Genomic DNA, 15,388 nt, shown 5'->3' with positions numbered 1-15,388 from the left:
CGTTACCGGACCACGACGGCGATTGTCACGTTCCGGTTACGGGCGCGCCGCGCGGCGTGTCGCGGTTCACACCTGTGGAGCACGGAGAACCGCGGGATCACGCGGTTCTTCAGGCGTCGACGAAGAGGTGCCGGGTAACGTCGGCCGGCACGTCGAGGACGAGCTCGGAGCCCTCGGCGCGAAGCGAGACGAAACCGGGCCCGCGCTGCAGGCGCAGCCGGGCACCGGGCCGGATGCCGACCTCGGCGAAGCGGGCGAGGAGCTCGACGTCCACCTGCAGCGGCTCGCCGATCCGGCGCAGGACGACCTCGTCCTCCCCGTCCACGGCGGCGAGCTGGCGCAGCTGCGACGCCCCGGCGGCGACGGAGATCTCCCCCAGCTCGGCGAGGCCGGGGATGGGGTTGCCGTAGGGGTCGTGGTGCGGGTGGTCGAGGAGAGCGACGAGCCGGTGCTCCACCTGCTCGCTCATGACGTGCTCCCAGCGGCACGCCTCCTCGTGGACGTACTCCCACTCCAGCCCGATGACGTCGGTGAGCAGGCGCTCGGCGAGGCGGTGCTTGCGCATGACCCGCGTGGCCTTCTCCCGCCCGGCCTCGGACAGGGCGATGCGCCGTCCCTCCTCGAGGTGGAGGAGCCCGTCGCGCTCCATGCGCGCGACCGTCTGCGACACCGTCGGTCCGGAGTGCCCGAGGCGCTCGGCGATGCGTGCCCGCATGGGCACCACGCCCTCCTCCTCGAGCTCGTAGACCGTCTTGAGGTACATCTCGGTGGTGTCGATCAGATCGCTCATCGTGCCTGCCTTCTGTCGCCGTCGTCCTCCAAGAGGATATGACGCCGGAGCGTGCCGCCGCGGGGCCACGGCACTCTGTGGCTGGTCAGGCCCTCTCCCACGGCTCGACCGCGCCGGGGACCCTGACGAACAGCGGGTGGACCTCGACGGTGGCGACGGGGTCCAGGAGGGCCAGCCGCTCGGGGCTGCGCATGGCGAGCTTGGCCCCCAGGTGGGCCCACTCGTGGGCGACCTGCCCGTCGGTGACCGGCACGCGCTCCACCCCGCCCGGGGCCTGCCCGACGGTGGCGGGCCGGTCGATGCGTCCGGTGTCGAAGCGGTAGCCCCGCTCCCGGGCCTCCTCGGCGACGACGAGGAGGTAGGCGCCGATCGTGGCGACCGGCTCGGGGGTCGCACGGAAGCGCACGAGCTGGCTGTGCTCGCGGTACCCGCGCGTGCGCCCGGCGAGCACGGCCTGGGCGAGCAGCGACTCGCGCCAGCACGCGAGCAGGCCCTGTCGGTCGAGGTAGCGCGGGTGGAGGGACCAGACCCTCACCCCGCCCCCCGCAGCCGCAGCGCCCACCGCTCCCAGGGCCGCGCGACCTCCCAGTTGACCGACAGCGTGCGGAAGGCCCGGCGGAACCGGCGGCGCAGCTGGCCCCAGCCAACGAGGCTGCGCGCCGAGACCCCCACCGTGAGCGTGCGGTCGAGCCGCACCACCCGCCGCGGGCCGAGGGCGAAGGCGAGGTCGAGGTCGTCGTGGAGCTCGGCGTCGTCGTCGTGGACGGCGCGGCGGACGGCCAGCCAGGTGACGCGCCGGAACGCCATTGAGGAGCCCCACAGGGCGTGGTGGCCGAGCGCGAGGTAGCACAGGCCGTAGTAGAGGCCGAGGTAGACCGCGGCGACGGCGCGCCCGGAGCGCGGCAGCTCGTAGAAGCGGCCGACGCCGGTCACCGCCTCCAGCTGCGGGTCACGCATGGCGGCGGCGATGCGCTCGACCCAGTCCGGCGAGGGCACCGAGTCCGCGTCGAGCCGGGCGATGACCTCCCCGCGGGCGGCGTCGTACCCGGCGGCGGCCGCCATCGGGATCCCCACCCGCGGCTCCTGCACCACCCGGGCGCCGTGGTCGCGGGCCACCTGGGCGGTCGTGTCGCTCGAGCCGTTGTCGACGACGACGACCTCGAGCGGGGCGAGCGTCTGGCGGGCGAGCGCGGTGAGGCAGCGCTCGAGCGCGGGGGCGTCGTCGCGGGCCGGGATGACCACGCTGACGCCGGCAGCGCTCACCGCGCCTCCCGCGCGATGAGGAGCCCGGCGAGGACGCAGCCGGTGCCGCCGGCGCTGAGGTCGCCGATGGTGTCGCCGTAGTACACGTAGACGGAGCGGTCGATGTAGGTGAAGCCGACCCACTCGGCGATCTCCCACACGACGCCCAGCGCGATGCCGGTGGTCGCGACCGTCAGGGCGATGCCTGCCCGGCCGTGGCGGGACCGCGGGTCGGCGAGCATGCCGGCCCGCAGCAGCAGGACGCCGAGGGAGGCGGCGATGAGGCCGTTGAGGAGGAGGTGGGCGGGCAGGTCGATCCACGGGGTCGTGACGTAGAGACCGAGCACGCTGGCTGCCGCGGCGGCGAGCATCGCCGCGCCGAGGGCCGCCTGGAGCCAGCCGGGCAGCGCGATGACCCGGGCGAGCACGACGCCGCCGAGGACGAGCGCGGCGACCGCGACGGCGACGGCGTCGACGGTGAGCGCGGCGGGCACACCGAGGACGGCGAGCACCCCGACCGCGTGGGCCGCGGCACGCTCGGCCGGGCTCCCGGGCACCGTGAGGAGCACCTCGGCGGGCGACACGTCGCGGATGGGGGCAGGCATCACCGTGTCCACGCGATCGCGATGAGGAGCTGGGTGACGAGGAACCCGGTGAGGATGTTGAGCCAGAGGAAGCGACGCCAGCCGACGTTGGCGGTCTCGCACTGCTCGTCGCTCACCGAGCGGAACGGCGCGATGCTCGCGATGTAGGGGACCACGAGCAGCGCGGCCAGCGCCCCGGGCCAGCCGGTCCACAGGACGGCGACCCCGGCGGCGGCGTAGAGCCCGATCGCCAGGCGCACGGTGCGGGCTGCGCCGAGCCAGGTGGCGATCGAGGCGATGCCCCCGGCGCGGTCGGCGGTGACGTCCTGGACGGCCCCGAACGCGTGGGAGGCCATCCCCCACAGGAAGAACGCCCCGAGGGCCGCGAGCGCCGTTCCGGTGGGCTCCCCGCCGGCCAGGACGAGGCCGAACACCGCCGGGCTGACGAAGTGGGTGCTGGAGGTGAGGGAGTCGAGGAAGGGCCGCTCCTTGAAGCGGAGCACGGGCGCCGAGTAGGCGATGACGGCGAGGACGCTGACGGCGAGCACGGCGGTGGAGGCCGGCGTGCCGAGGAGGACGAGGGCGAGGAGGAAGGGCAGGTTGCTGCCCACCGCGGCCCAGATGGTCAGCCGGTGCCAGCGCCGGTCCAGGACGACGCCCTCGATGCTGCCCTTGCGCGGGTTGCGCAGGTCGGACTCGTAGTCGAAGACGTCGTTGAGCCCGTACATGAGGAGGTTGTAGGGCACGAGGAAGTACAGCGTGCCGAGGACGAGCGCGCGGTCGACCGACCCGCCGGCCAGGAGGTAGGCGGCGGCGAAGGGGTAGGCGGTGTTGATCCAGCTGACCGGCCGCGAGGAGCCGATGACCTGGCGGGTGGCGGCCGCCGTCGTCGCGCTCACGGGTGCTGCTCCTCTCGGGACTGCTCCCGCTCGGAGCGGGGACGGCTGAGCTCCCACAGGGCGGGCAGGAGCAGGACGGCGGCGAGCGGCCAGGCGAGGTCCTCGAGCGGGGCGAGGACCAGGCGGATGCCGGTGAGGTGGGCGCCCTCGAAGCGGAAGAGGTCGACGTGGATCATGAGGCTGTCGAAGACGACGGTGAGCACGAGGAGGACGACGGCGCTGACGGCTGTCGCCGTCCACCACCGCGCGCCGAGCTGCCGGCGCCACGCGACGACGACGGCGAGCACGGCGACCGGCAGGAGGAAGAGCCCGGCGAGCCCGAGGTAGGTCATGACCGCTCCCCCACCGGGCGGCGCGAGCGCAGCGCGAGGAGCACGAGACCGTGCAGGACGAGGGTGAGGTAGCAGAGGAACGTGACGAAGACGAGCTCCTCGAGGGGCAGCTCGGGCGCGAGCATGACGCCGGTCATCGCCTCGCTCTCCCCCCGGTAGTAGAAGCCCGCCGCGATCGCCGCGACGTCCCACAGGAGGAAGAACACCACACCGGCACCCAGGACGAGCGCCCCGCGGCGCGCGTCGGCCCACATGACCAGCCCGAAGCGTCGGTCCAGCAGGGCCATGCACCCGATGACGGCGAGCAGGGAGGCGAGGTAGGCGACCGCGATCACCGGCGCACCCCTCGTCGGGCCTGCTCGGCGCGGATCCGGTCGGTGACGACCTCCGCGCTGATGAGGCACATGGGCAGGCCGATCCCGGGGATGGTCCCGGCGCCGGCGAAGTAGAGCCCGGCGACCTTGCGGGAGGCGTTGCCGGCCCGGAAGAAGGCGCTCTGCCGCAGGGTGTGGGCGGGGCCGAGCATGCTGCCCTGCCAGGCGCCGAGGTCCGCGGCGAAGTCGCCCGGGCCGACGGTGCGGCGCACCCGGATCCGCTCCCGCAGGTCGGGGATGCCGGCCTGCTCGGCGAGCCGGTCGATGGCGGCGTCCGCCGCCGCCTCCACGGCGTCGTCGCCCGCGCCGTCGACGCCGCCGCGCCCGATGGCGGGGTCGGCGGGGACGGGGACGAGGATGAAGAGGTTCTCCGCGTCGGGCGGGGCGACCGAGGCATCGGTGCGGGACGGGGCGCACACGTACGCCGAGGCGGGGCTGGGGATGCGACCCTCACGGATGTCCCGGAAGTTGCGCTCCCAGTCGCGCGTGAAGAGCAGGGTGTGGTGGGTGAGCTGGGGCAGGCGGCCCTCCACCCCGAGGTGGACGAGCACACCGCCGGGGCCGGGGTCGTGACGGCGCCACCACCGCTCGGAGTGGTCGCGCAGGGTGGGCGGGAGGAGGTCGGTCTCGACGTGGTGGAGGTCCGTCGCCCCGACGACGACGTCCGCCTCCACCACCTGCTCCTGCCCCGCGGAGTCGCGGTAGCGCACCCCGGTGGCCCGCGCCCGGCCGCGAGGGCCGGGTGCGGTGGTGATCCCGGTGACCTCGCAGCCCGTGCGGACGACGGCTCCGTGCCGCTCGGCCTGGGCGGCGATCGCGGTGATGAGGGCGGTGAAGCCGCCCTGCGGGTAGCTCACCCCACCGGTGAGGTCGAGGGCGCTCATGAGGTGGTACATGCTCGGCGTGCGGTCCGGGGAGGAGCCGAGGAAGACGGCGGGGTAGCCGAGGATCTGGCGCAACCGGCGGTCGGTGAACCGCGCGGCGACGCGCGACTGCAGGGACCGGGTGAGCAGCGGGACGAGGCGGTGCGCCTGGCGCGCGACCTCGGGGGCGGCGAGCCACCGCGGGGAGGTGAAGCTCGTGTAGAGGAAGTGGCGCAGCGCGATGTCGTAGGTCCGCTGCGCGGAGGCGAGGTGGTCCGCGAGCCGGCGCCCCGCGCCGGGCTCGATCCGCTCGAAGGTCGCGAGGTTCGCGCCGGTGTCGGCGACGATCTCCACCGGCTCGGCCTCCCCCTCGAAGTAGACCCGGTAGGCCGGGTCGAGGGAGGTGAGCTGGAGCTGCTCCTCGGTCGAGGTCCCCACGCTCCGGAAGAACCGGTCGAAGACCTCGGGCATGAGGTACCAGGACGGCCCGGTGTCGAAGCGGAAGCCGTCGGCGCTCCACGAGCCGGCGCGCCCGCCGACGTCCGCGCCCCGCTCGAGCACCTCGACGCGGTAGCCGTCGCGGGCGAGGAGGGCCGCCGTCGCGAGGCCGGCGATGCCGGCACCGATGACGACGGCGGAGGGGGCCGAGCGCCCGGCTCGGCCCGTGCCCGTCGCTGGGACGCGGGCGGGGGCGGCGGGCGGCTGGGTCATCGGCGTCCTCCGGACACGGCGGCCCGGAGCACGATCCGGGCCTTGACGGCGTCGGGCACACGGACCCGGCGCGAACGGATCTCGGCCGCGGGCGTGGCCCGCAGCCGCTTGGACAGCTCGCCGAACAGCGCGTGGGCGAGCCACACGGCCCGCCGGCTGCTCGGCGGGAGCTGGAGGAGCGCCTCACGGGCCACCCGCAGGTCCTCGTCGATGTCGTCGAGGAGGACGTCGCGGTGCGCGTCGCTGAACGCGGCCGGGTCGAGCCCGGGGAAGTAGGTGCGCCCCAGGGCGTCGTGGTCCTGGCGCAGGTCGCGCAGGAAGTTGACCTTCTGGAACGCGGCGCCGAGGCGGCTCGCCCCGGGCGCGAGGCGGGCGTAGGTCGCGTCGTCCCCGCCGACGAACACGCGCAGGCACATGAGCCCGACGACCTCCGCGGAGCCGTGGACGTACTCGGCCAGGCTGGCGTCGTCGTGCGAGTCGACGGTGAGGTCGGCCCGCATGGACGCGAAGAACGGGGCGATGAGGTCGTCGCCGATGCCGTGGAGCCGGGCCGCTCGCGCGAAGGCGTGGACGACGAGGTTGGCGCTGCGACCGGTGGCGATCGCGCGGGCGGTCTCCTCCTCCAGCGCGTCGAGCATGCGGCGGCGGTCAGCCACGGACCACGATTCGTCGGCCTCGTCGACGATCTCGTCGGCCACCCGCACGAGGGCGTAGATGTTGCGCACGTGCTCGCGCTCCTCGGGGCCGAGCAGCCGGCACGCCCAGCCGAAGGACGTGGAGTACACCCCGATGACGACGGCGGCACTGCGGCTCGCGGCGTCGTCGTACCGGGTCCTGCGCAGAGGCATCAGGCGGCCCCGCGGGTGACGGCCCGGGCCCAGTCGTCCAGGAGCGGCGCCTGGGGAAGGTGGGCGACGCTCTGGCGCGCCTGCCGGGTGAAGTCCACCGCGAGGTCCTCGACGTACGTGCGCGCGCCGCACTCCTCGAGCAGCGTCCGCACCCGCGTGGCGTCGGCCTCGTCGGCCGTGCCGGCCGCGAGGACCGGCGCGATCTGCGGCCAGGCGGCGGTGGTCCGGGCGTAGGCGATGAGGGTGGTGCACTTGCCCTCGCGCAGGTCCGAGACCGTGCTCTTGCCGGTGACCGTCTCGTCCCCGAACATCCCGTCGAGGTCGTCGCGGATCTGGTAGACCACCCCGACGAGCTGCGCGTAGCGGGTGAGGGCGGCCTCGTGGTCCGCCGCCGCGCCGGCGAGCGCGGCGGCGAGCTGGACGGGCAGCTCGAAGGAGTAGACCGCCGTCTTCTGGTGCTCCATCGACACGACGGTGGCGAGGTCGCCGTCGCCGTCGAGGCTCAGCCGGACGTCGGCGAGCTCGCCCGCGGCCGACAGGTGCAGGGCACGGTCGAGGAGGTCGAGCATGCGGGCGACCGTCCCGGGCGCCGCCCCGCACAGGGCGAGGGTGCGCACGGCACCGGCGAGCGCGAGGTCACCCGCGAGGATGGCCGCGGTCTGCCCGTAGCGGACGGCCTTCTGCTCCTCGTGCCCCCGCTCGCGGGCGCGCGCGGAGAACTCCCCGACGACGTTCGGCACGCCGCGCCGGACGTCGTCGCCGTCGATGACGTCGTCGTGGACGACGAGCGCCGTGTGGAGCAGCTCGAGCGCGGCACCGACCCGGGCCGCGACCTCGCCCTGCCGTCCGCCGAGCGCGAGGTAGACGCTGTGGAAGAGGGCGGGGCGCAGTCGCTTGCCACCCTCGGCGGCCCGGGACAGCGCGTCCCAGAGCTCGCGGTGCTCGGAGGTCTCCCCGTGGCCCGCGCCGTCGGCGAAGAAGCTCGCGAGGGCGCCGTCGACCGGGGCGGGCGCGAGGGCGTCCCGGGTCGGCGCGCTCATCCTGGTGACCCTTGTGCCAGGACCCTGTCGGCGTTCATTCCCTCCACCTGCTCGACCATCCACGGGCTCAGCGCGAAGGGCACGGCCGCGACGGCGCGCACGGCGTCCTCGGGGGCCGCCCAGGCGTACTCGGCGACCTCCTCCGGGTTGGGATCGGGCTGCTGGGTGGTCGTCGCGACGAACACCGGGCAGATCTCGTTCTCGACGACGCCGGAGGCGTCGACGGCGCGGTAGCGGAAGTCGGGCAGCACGCAGCGCACGTCCTCCACCTCCAGGCCGAGCTCGTGGCGGGCGTAGCGGGTGATCGCGTCGAGCAGGTCCTCCCCCGGCCGCGGGTGCCCGCAGAAGGAGTTGGTCCACACCCCGGGCCACGTCTTCTTGCTCAGCGCGCGGCGGGTGAGGAGCAGGCGGCCGCTCGCGTCACTGACGTAGCAGGAGAAGGCGAGGTGGAGCGGGGTGTCGTCGGTGTGCACCGTCATGCGAGGCGCCGAGCCGATCGGGGTCCCGTCCTCCGCGAGCAGCGTGACGAGGTCCTCGGTCTGCGTCGTCGTCATGTCGTCTCCTGTCTCCTCGGTGCCGTCAGGGCCCGCACCCGGGAGGCGACGGTGACGACGGCGATGATGGCGGCAGCCACCGCCGCGGCGACGGCGGTGGTCGTCGCCTCAGCATCCCCTGTCCCGCGCCCGATCGCTATCCACGAGAGCCCCCAGACCGTCGTCAACGCCGGGGCGATGCGCCCGCGGCCGATGACGGCGACCGCCGAGCCGATGACCGCGACCACGGCGAGGACGCCCACGGCCCACAGCTCGGGTCGCGAGCCGCCGGTGAACCCGGCGCCGTAGAGCGCCGCGGCAATGTTCGCGCACGTCGCCACCGAGACCCAGCCGAGGTAGATCCCCACGGTCCCGTCGGCGACGACCGCCTCCACCCGGCTGCGCGGCCGTCCGCCGAGCAGCCGCGCGAAGGCGACCGCGAGGACGACGAGCAGCGCGAGGATGACGACGACGCTGAGCGCGACGATCCCGGCCTGCACGGCGAGGATCCACGCCGCGTTGAGCACGAGGGAGGCGGCCACGAGCCACGCGATGCGCCGCTCGTCGGTCCGGTCCCACCACTGCCACACCGTGTACAGGCCGAGGCCCGCGTAGATGACGCTCCACACCGAGAAGGCCTCGGTGGCGGGGGCGAGCAGGGTCGCGTCGGCCGAGAGGAGACCGTCGGCCGCCTCGGCGACCCGGGTCCCCCCGAAGACCCCGACGCCGATGAGCGAGCCGATGATGCAGACGACGAACGTCAGCGTGACGGCCACCTGGCGCACGAGCGGCGAGCGGCCCTCCCCGGTCACGGCGCTGCGGCGCACGGTCGTGCCCTGCCCGGTCACGTCCCGCTCCCGACCGGGGCGGGCTCCGGGCGACCGGGGACGGCGCCGGGGGCGGGGTCGTCCTCAGGGATCTTCGCCTTCCACGGCCACCACACCGGGCGACCGATGTCGTAGACGAGCCCGGAGACGAGCAGCGAGCGGACGACGAAGGTGTCGATGAGGACGCCGACCGCGACGATGAACGCGAGCTGCACGAGGAAGAGCAGCGGGATGACGACGAGCGCGCCGAACGTGGCCGCCAGGACGAGCCCGGCGGAGGTGATGACGCCACCGGTCATCGCCAGGCCGCGGCGCACCCCCATCCGGGTGCCGTGCGACAGGGCCTCCTCCCGCACGCGCGTCATGAGGAAGATCGAGTAGTCGATGCTCAGTGCCACGAGGAAGACGAACCCGTACAGCGGCACGGAGGCGTCGGCGCCGGGGAAGCCGAAGACGTGGTTGAAGAAGATCGCCGAGAGGCCGAGCGTCGCGGCGAAGGACAGCACGTTGGCCGCGAGGATGACCAGCGGAGCGACGATCGAGCGCAGCAGGATGACGAGCATGACGAAGATGACGGCGAGCACGATCGGGACGATGGTGCGCAGGTCCTGCTCCGCCGTCTCCTGGGTGTCGAGCCGCTGCGCGGCCGCCCCGCCGACGAGCGCGTCGGGGTCGACGTCGCGCACGGCGGTGCGGATCTCCCCCGCCGTGACGGTCGCCTCCTGGCTCTCGGCCGAGTCGGTCGTCGCGGCCTGGATCTGCACGAGACCGTCGATGACGACGGGCTGACCGTCCTCGCCCGCGAAGAGCTGGGCGCTGGCGACGCCCTCGACGCCGCTCACTGCCTCGACCGCCTGCTCGGCGGTGTCCTCGGCGGTGATGACGATGACCGGCTCGACGAGCCCGGCGTCGAAGTGCTCGCTGAGCACCTCCTGACCGGTGACGGCCTCGGTCTCGTCGAGGAACACGTCGCCGTCGCCGGTGCCGTTCGCGTCCAGGGTGGGCAGGAACGCGGCCAGGGCGAGCAGCGCGACGGCCGTGGTCACCCAGACGGCGCGGGGGCGGCGCGCGACGAACGTCGCGACGCGGCCCCACAGGCGGGTGGAGTCGTCGGCGCCGACGACGGCGTCGGGCTGGTACTGCGGCATGCGCGGCCAGAAGATCCAGCGGGCACGTCGGCCGCCGATGAGGAGGAACGCCGGCAGCAGGGTGAGCGCGGCGAGGACGGAGGCGGCGATGCCGATCGCGCCCACCGGGCCGAGGCTCGCGTTGGAGCCGAGGTCCGAGAGCAGGAGGCACAGCAGACCGACGATGACCGTGCCGGCGCTCGCGACGATCGGCGGCAGGGAGGCCTTCCACGCCACCTTCATCGCGTCCGTCGGGAGCGCGTGACGGGTGAGCTCCTCGCGGTAGCGGGCCACGATGAGCAGGGAGTAGTCGGTGGCCGCGCCGATGACGAGGATCGAGAGGATGCCCTGGCTCTGGCCGTTGAGCAGGATCGTGCCGTTGGCTGCGAGCGGCTTGACGACGAGCGCGGCCGCGCACAGCGCGAACACCGCGGTGAGGAGCACCGTGAAGGGCAGGCTCGGCGAGCGGTAGACGATGAAGAGGATGACGAGGACGACGACGAGCGCGACGAGGAGCAGGACTCCGTCGATGCCGCCGAAGGCCGAGACGAGGTCGGCGACGAAGCCCGCCGGCCCGGTGACCCAGGCGTCGAGGTCGGCGCCGACGAGCGTGTCGGCGGCGAGCTCACGCAGCGCGGCGACGACGGCGCCGGTGGTGCCCTCCTCCGTGTCACCGAGGGTCTCCTCCGCCGCGTCGGCGGAGATCGAGACGGGGAAGAGGAGCGCCTCGCCGTCCTCGGCCGGGATGACGGGGACCGGACCCTCGATGACGTCACCGACCGTGCTGCCGTCGGGCAGCTCGAGCTGAGGGATCTCGGCGGCGAAGGCCTCGGCCGCCTGGAGCTGCTCCGGGGTCAGCGCCCCGCCGCCGGCGGGCGTCGCGACCACGAGCGCGGGCAGCGGCTGGTCGCCGGCGAACTCGCGGGCGATCTCGTCGGCGCGGGTCGACTCCGCGCTCTCGGGGAGGAACGCGGCCTGGTCGTTCTCCTGGACCTCGGACAGGGTGCCCTGCGCCATGCCACCGAAGGCGGCGACCCCGAGCCAGACGGCGAGGACGGCGACGAGGACGAGTGCGCGGACCACGGCGCCGCCGCGTCCTTCGGACTTACGATGAGTTGGGGCGCTACGGCCGCCCTGAACACTAAGCACGCTTAGTAATATGGTGGAGGCGGCGTGACGATGCAAGCCGGGTGGGAAAGGACGTTGTGACGGAAGCAGGCACCACGGTCGAGACGCAGGGCGCCACGCAGGCGACCCCGGGCCAGGCCTACCCTCCCCCGGAGACCTGGCCCACCGGGCGACTCCTCTCCGCCGCCGCCCGCCGCGTCGAACGGGCGTGGGACGCCTACCTCCAGCAGTGGGACCTCACCCACGCCTCGGTCCCGGTGCTCGTCGTCCTGTCCCGCGGTTCGCTCTCCCAGCGGGAGATCGCCGCCAAGATGCACGTCACCGAGCAGTCGATCGGCCGCGTCCTGCGGGGATTGCAGGCCAACGGGCACATCACGCGCGCCCCCCACCCGGGCGACCGGCGCCGTCACGTCGTCGAGCTCACCCCGGCCGGTCTGGAGGCGCTCCACGCGCTGGACCACGCCCAGTCGGTCGAGTCGCTCATCGGCACGTCGCTGTCGCCGCAGGAGACCGCCGAGCTGCGCGTCCTGCTCATCAAGATGATCGCCGACCTGCCCCTGCAGGAGGAGCGGGAGGAGGTCTGAGCCGGGAGCCCCTACCATCCTCTGTGATGAACGACACCCCGCCGATCTTCACCCTGAGCCCCGACAACGAGCCCCGCTACCGCGGCCGCCCCGTCGCCGAGATCCTCGACCACCCCTTCGAGTCGGTGTGGGGGCTGCTCGTCGACGGCGTCGCCGCCCCCGCCCTCCCCCCTGCCGAGCCCTTCCCGCTGCCGGTGCGCACGGGCGACGCCCGGGTCGACGTGCAGAGCGCGATCGCCCAGCTCGCCCCCGTGTGGGGCTTCCGCCCGCTGCTCGACATCCCGCCCGAGCGCGCCCGGCAGGACCTCGCCCGCGCCTCGGTGCTCGCGCTGTCCTACGTCGCGCAGTCCGCTCGTGCCCCGGAGCTGCCGGCCATCCCCCAGCGGCAGGTCGAGGAGGGCCGGTCGGTCGCCGAGCGGTTCCTCATCCGCTGGTGCGGCTCGGCCCGGCCCGACCACGCCCAGGCGCTCGACGCCCTGTGGGCCGTTGTCGCCGAGGACGGCCCCGACTCCCCCTCGACCCGCATCGCCCGGATGGTCGCCGGCACGGGCGCGGACGTCGGCGCGTGCCTGTCCGGGGCGGTGTCCGCGGTGAGCGGTCCGCTCGCCGCCGGCGCGGCCGCCCGGGCCCAGCAGCTCGCCGTCCAGGTGAACGACGGGCTCGACCCGGCCGAGGCCGTCCGCACGGCCCTGCGTGAGCAGACCGTCGTCCCCGGGCTCGTCCCCGCCGCGCGCGACCCGCGCGCCGAGATGCTGCGCGAGGTGTGCCGCAGGCTCGACGCGCGGCTGTTCGAGGCCGGGCGGGCGCTGGAGCGGGCAGGCCGGGACCTCGTCGCCGAGCGCTCGGGCCGCCCGGCGAGCGCCAACGTCGTCTTCTGGGGTGCGCTCCTGCTCGACCACGTCGGCTTCGCGCCGCGCCTGTTCAACGCCCTCATCGTGTGCGGCCGGACCGCCGGCTGGTCCGCCCACGTCCTCGAGACCCGCGCCCAGCTCCTCACCCCCTGACCCCCCGACAGCCGCCCCACCCCCTGACCCCGCGACAGCCGACTTCCGCCCGACAGCCGACTTCCTCCCGACAGCCGACTTCCGCACGACAGCCGACTTCCCCGCCACAGCCGACTTCCGCACGACAGCCGACTTCCGCACGACAGCCGACTTCCGCGGACGCCTCGGCCCTCCCACGTCCTCCCGGTGGCAGGATTCTGACCATGACCTCCTCCGTGCAGATCCCCGCCGAGCTCCTGCCCGCGGACGGCCGCTTCGGCTGCGGCCCGAGCAAGGTGCGCCCCTCGCACGTCGCCGCCCTCGCCGCCGTCGGTGAGACGTTGCTCGGGACCTCGCACCGTCAGGCGCCGGTGCGCTCCCTCGTCGGCCGGGTCCGGGAGGGCCTCGCCGACCTGCTCGGCGCACCGGAGGGGTATGAGGTCGTGCTCGGCAACGGTGGCTCGACGGCGTTCTGGGACGCCGCCGCGTTCGGGCTCGTCCGCGAGCGCGCGGCGCACGCCGCCTTCGGGGAGTTCGGCCAGAAGTTCGCGACGGTCACCCGCCGGGCGCCGTTCCTCGCCGAGTCGCACGTCGTCACCGCCGAGCCGGGCTCGCTCGCGCGCCTGGGCCCGGTCGACGGCGTCGACGTCTACGCCTGGCCGCAGAACGAGACCTCGACCGGCGTCGTCTCGCCCGTCGAGCGCGTGCCCGACGACGGCGCCCTCGTCTGCGTGGACGCGACCTCGGCCGCGGGCGGGGTCCCCGTCGACCTCGCCGAGACCGACGTCTACTACTTCGCCCCGCAGAAGAACTTCGGGTCCGACGGCGGACTGTGGCTCGCGGTCATGTCCCCCGCCGCGCTCGCGCGCGTCGAGGAGATCGCCGCGAGCGGCCGGTGGGTGCCGGACTTCCTGTCCCTGGCGGCCGCCGTCGAGAACTCACGCAAGGACCAGACCCTCAACACCCCCGCGATCGCCACCCTCGTGCTCATGGCCGAGCAGCTCGACTGGATGCGCGACCAGGGCGGCCTCGCCTGGGCCGCCGCCCGCAGCGCACGCTCGGCGGAGATCCTCTACGGCTGGGCCGCGGAGCGCGAGTGGGCGACGCCGTTCGTCGCCGAGCCGGCGCACCGCTCCCCCGTCGTCGGCACGATCGACCTCACCGACGACGTCGACGCCTCCAAGGTGACGGCGGTGCTGCGCGAGAACGGCGTGGTCGACGTCGAGCCGTACCGCAAGCTCGGCCGCAACCAGCTGCGCGTCGGCATGTTCCCCGCCGTCGACCCCGACGACGTCCGCGCGCTCACGACGTGCGTCGACCACGTGGTCGGGGCGCTGCGCGGCTGACGCACACGCGGAAGTCCGCTCTCGCGCGAAAGTCCGCTCTCGCGCAGAAGTCCGCTCTCGCGCAGAAGTCCGCTCTCGCGCGGAAGTCGGCTCTCGCGCGGAAGTCGGCTCTCGCGCGAAAGTCGGCTCTCGCGCGAAAGTCCGCTCTCGCGCGAAAGTCCGCTCTCGCGCGAAAGTCCGCTCTCGTGAGGAAGTCGGCTCTCGCGCGGAAGTCGGCTCTCGCGGGGAGGGCTGCGGCCGTCGAGCGGCGGGCTCAGCCCCGCCCGGCGGTGACGCGCGCGACGTCCTCGAGCTCGCCGAGCGCCTGCCGGGCGAGCGCGACGTCCACGGCGCGCGAGACCGTGGCGACCTCACCGAGCAGCTCCGCCCCACCGGTCGGCGGCGTGCGGCGTCCCGCAGTCCGGGTCCAGGCCGGGACGTCCGCCGCGGCGGGGACCGCCTCGCGCCCTGCCTGCCGCTCCCGCGCCACCGCGCCCACCTGCGCCGCGGCGTAGCCGAACAGCGCGAGCGCCACGACGAGGAGCCCGAGCGCCTTGGTGTGCCCCGTGAGCACCGTCGCGACGTACCCGGCGAGCGGCACCCAGTACCGCACCTCGCCACGGATCTGGGTCTCGGTCACCTCCCACCCGTCGACGGCGTCGTTCGCGTCGCCCTGGGTGACGAACGTCGGGCCGGCGGCCGAGTCGGTCCGCGCGACGATGCGGTGCGTGACGAGCGTCGGGGTGTCCGGGTAGGGCATGACCGTGACGACGTCGCCGACCTCGAGGGTGGCGACGTCGCGGACCGGGGCGACGACGACCTGGCTGCCGGTGGGGATGGTCGGCTCCATCGAGCCGGTGAGCACCGTGAGGGGCGCCCAGCCGAGGAGCCGCGGGAGGACGACGAGCAGGGCCAGGACCACGAGGAGTACGGCGAGCGCGACGGCGGGCACCAGCCGGGCGAGCAGCATGGGGGTGAGTCGTCGGGGCCGTTGGGCGTCCCGGTGACGGGCGGTGAGGACGACGTTGCTCACGGGGTTCTCCTGGTCTCGGGCCCGGCGGGTACCGGTGGGGTGGGCGCGAGCGCCCGGCACCGGCCCACCTTCCCCCGCCCACCTCAACCACCCCCGCCTGCCCCCGCAGGCGCGGCTCAGGACTTCCTCAGCGTTCACCCGTTCGACACGTGCCGTTTGTCCGGT

17 protein-coding genes are annotated in these 15,388 nt (G+C 74.3%); 3 read left to right on the top strand and 14 right to left on the bottom strand.

Annotated features, from left to right (window positions below; genetic code table 11):
* Positions 1–109 precede the first annotated feature (109 nt).
* The 13 genes from FE251_RS01825 to FE251_RS01770 all read right to left on the bottom strand — a co-directional run bounded on the left by FE251_RS01825 (position 110) and on the right by FE251_RS01770 (position 11,253).
* Positions 110–790, bottom strand: a complete 681-nt coding sequence (locus tag FE251_RS01825; RefSeq protein WP_139071945.1) for a metal-dependent transcriptional regulator — start codon at positions 788–790, stop codon at positions 110–112.
* Positions 791–875: 85 nt separating this feature from the next.
* Entirely contained in the window at positions 876–1,325 is a 450-nt protein-coding gene (locus tag FE251_RS01820) for a pyrimidine dimer DNA glycosylase/endonuclease V (RefSeq protein ID WP_139947573.1), read from the bottom strand.
* Positions 1,322–2,053: a glycosyltransferase family 2 protein gene (locus FE251_RS01815; RefSeq protein WP_230976505.1), complete on the bottom strand. Its 732-nt coding sequence runs from the start codon at positions 2,051–2,053 to the stop codon at positions 1,322–1,324. The genes FE251_RS01820 and FE251_RS01815 overlap by 4 nt, the downstream gene beginning before the upstream one ends.
* Positions 2,050–2,637: a hypothetical protein gene (locus tag FE251_RS01810; protein ID WP_139071948.1), complete on the bottom strand. Its 588-nt coding sequence runs from the start codon at positions 2,635–2,637 to the stop codon at positions 2,050–2,052. Before FE251_RS01810 ends, FE251_RS01815 begins: the two co-directional genes overlap by 4 nt.
* Positions 2,637–3,515, bottom strand: coding sequence for a prenyltransferase (locus FE251_RS01805; RefSeq protein WP_139071949.1), 879 nt, complete (start codon positions 3,513–3,515; stop codon positions 2,637–2,639). Before FE251_RS01805 ends, FE251_RS01810 begins: the two co-directional genes overlap by 1 nt.
* Positions 3,512–3,847: a lycopene cyclase domain-containing protein gene (locus FE251_RS01800; protein WP_139071950.1), complete on the bottom strand. Its 336-nt coding sequence runs from the start codon at positions 3,845–3,847 to the stop codon at positions 3,512–3,514. Before FE251_RS01800 ends, FE251_RS01805 begins: the two co-directional genes overlap by 4 nt.
* The gene (locus FE251_RS01795) at positions 3,844–4,182 is read right to left on the bottom strand and encodes a lycopene cyclase domain-containing protein (protein WP_139947571.1); all 339 of its coding nucleotides are present in this window, start codon (positions 4,180–4,182) and stop codon (positions 3,844–3,846) included. Before FE251_RS01795 ends, FE251_RS01800 begins: the two co-directional genes overlap by 4 nt.
* Positions 4,179–5,795: a phytoene desaturase family protein gene (gene crtI / locus FE251_RS01790; RefSeq protein ID WP_168202617.1), complete on the bottom strand. Its 1,617-nt coding sequence runs from the start codon at positions 5,793–5,795 to the stop codon at positions 4,179–4,181. The genes FE251_RS01795 and crtI overlap by 4 nt, the downstream gene beginning before the upstream one ends.
* Complete coding sequence (locus tag FE251_RS15405) at positions 5,792–6,643, bottom strand: phytoene/squalene synthase family protein (RefSeq protein ID WP_168202616.1); 852 nt, start codon at positions 6,641–6,643, stop codon at positions 5,792–5,794. Before FE251_RS15405 ends, crtI begins: the two co-directional genes overlap by 4 nt.
* Complete coding sequence (locus FE251_RS01785; protein WP_139071952.1) at positions 6,643–7,683, bottom strand: polyprenyl synthetase family protein; 1,041 nt, start codon at positions 7,681–7,683, stop codon at positions 6,643–6,645. Before FE251_RS01785 ends, FE251_RS15405 begins: the two co-directional genes overlap by 1 nt.
* Positions 7,680–8,237, bottom strand: a complete 558-nt coding sequence (gene idi, locus FE251_RS01780) for an isopentenyl-diphosphate Delta-isomerase (protein ID WP_139071953.1) — start codon at positions 8,235–8,237, stop codon at positions 7,680–7,682. The genes FE251_RS01785 and idi overlap by 4 nt, the downstream gene beginning before the upstream one ends.
* Entirely contained in the window at positions 8,234–9,064 is an 831-nt protein-coding gene (locus FE251_RS01775; RefSeq protein WP_139947569.1) for a tryptophan-rich sensory protein, read from the bottom strand. Before FE251_RS01775 ends, idi begins: the two co-directional genes overlap by 4 nt.
* Positions 9,061–11,253: an MMPL family transporter gene (locus FE251_RS01770; RefSeq protein WP_230976504.1), complete on the bottom strand. Its 2,193-nt coding sequence runs from the start codon at positions 11,251–11,253 to the stop codon at positions 9,061–9,063. The genes FE251_RS01775 and FE251_RS01770 overlap by 4 nt, the downstream gene beginning before the upstream one ends.
* A 122-nt stretch (positions 11,254–11,375) precedes the next feature.
* Here FE251_RS01770 and FE251_RS01765 point away from each other — a divergent pair, with 122 nt between their 5' ends.
* The 3 genes from FE251_RS01765 (at position 11,376) to serC (ending at position 14,211) form a co-directional block, all read left to right on the top strand.
* Positions 11,376–11,882, top strand: coding sequence for a MarR family winged helix-turn-helix transcriptional regulator (locus FE251_RS01765; protein ID WP_168202615.1), 507 nt, complete (start codon positions 11,376–11,378; stop codon positions 11,880–11,882).
* 26 nt (positions 11,883–11,908) lie between these two features.
* Positions 11,909–12,886 carry a citrate/2-methylcitrate synthase gene (locus FE251_RS01760; RefSeq protein WP_139947565.1) on the top strand — a complete coding sequence of 326 codons (978 nt, stop codon included), beginning with the start codon at positions 11,909–11,911 and terminating at the stop codon, positions 12,884–12,886.
* A gap of 203 nt (positions 12,887–13,089) precedes the next feature.
* Positions 13,090–14,211, top strand: coding sequence for a phosphoserine transaminase (gene serC, locus FE251_RS01755; protein WP_139947563.1), 1,122 nt, complete (start codon positions 13,090–13,092; stop codon positions 14,209–14,211).
* A 253-nt stretch (positions 14,212–14,464) separates the two neighbouring features.
* Here serC and FE251_RS01750 read toward each other — a convergent pair whose 3' ends face one another.
* Positions 14,465–15,223 carry a signal peptidase I gene (locus tag FE251_RS01750; protein ID WP_168202614.1) on the bottom strand — a complete coding sequence of 253 codons (759 nt, stop codon included), beginning with the start codon at positions 15,221–15,223 and terminating at the stop codon, positions 14,465–14,467.
* Between the last annotated feature and the right edge of the window lie 165 nt (positions 15,224–15,388).

This window comes from Georgenia wutianyii, assembly GCF_006349365.1.
Classification (GTDB): domain Bacteria; phylum Actinomycetota; class Actinomycetes; order Actinomycetales; family Actinomycetaceae; genus Oceanitalea; species Oceanitalea wutianyii.
This window is presented reverse-complemented; position numbering and strand designations above follow the sequence as displayed.

Excerpts from the sequence above, each read along its gene's own strand:
- FE251_RS01825 (WP_139071945.1), bottom strand. The coding sequence starts at position 790 with ATGAGCGATCTGATCGACACCACCGAGATGTACCTCAAGACGGTCTAC.
- FE251_RS01810 (WP_139071948.1), bottom strand. The coding sequence starts at position 2,637 with ATGCCTGCCCCCATCCGCGACGTGTCGCCCGCCGAGGTGCTCCTCACG.
- FE251_RS01800 (WP_139071950.1), bottom strand. The coding sequence starts at position 3,847 with ATGACCTACCTCGGGCTCGCCGGGCTCTTCCTCCTGCCGGTCGCCGTG.
- crtI (WP_168202617.1), bottom strand. The coding sequence starts at position 5,795 with ATGACCCAGCCGCCCGCCGCCCCCGCCCGCGTCCCAGCGACGGGCACG.
- FE251_RS15405 (WP_168202616.1), bottom strand. The coding sequence starts at position 6,643 with ATGCCTCTGCGCAGGACCCGGTACGACGACGCCGCGAGCCGCAGTGCC.
- FE251_RS01785 (WP_139071952.1), bottom strand. The coding sequence starts at position 7,683 with ATGAGCGCGCCGACCCGGGACGCCCTCGCGCCCGCCCCGGTCGACGGC.
- idi (WP_139071953.1), bottom strand. The coding sequence starts at position 8,237 with ATGACGACGACGCAGACCGAGGACCTCGTCACGCTGCTCGCGGAGGAC.
- FE251_RS01760 (WP_139947565.1), top strand. The coding sequence starts at position 11,909 with ATGAACGACACCCCGCCGATCTTCACCCTGAGCCCCGACAACGAGCCC.
- serC (WP_139947563.1), top strand. The coding sequence starts at position 13,090 with ATGACCTCCTCCGTGCAGATCCCCGCCGAGCTCCTGCCCGCGGACGGC.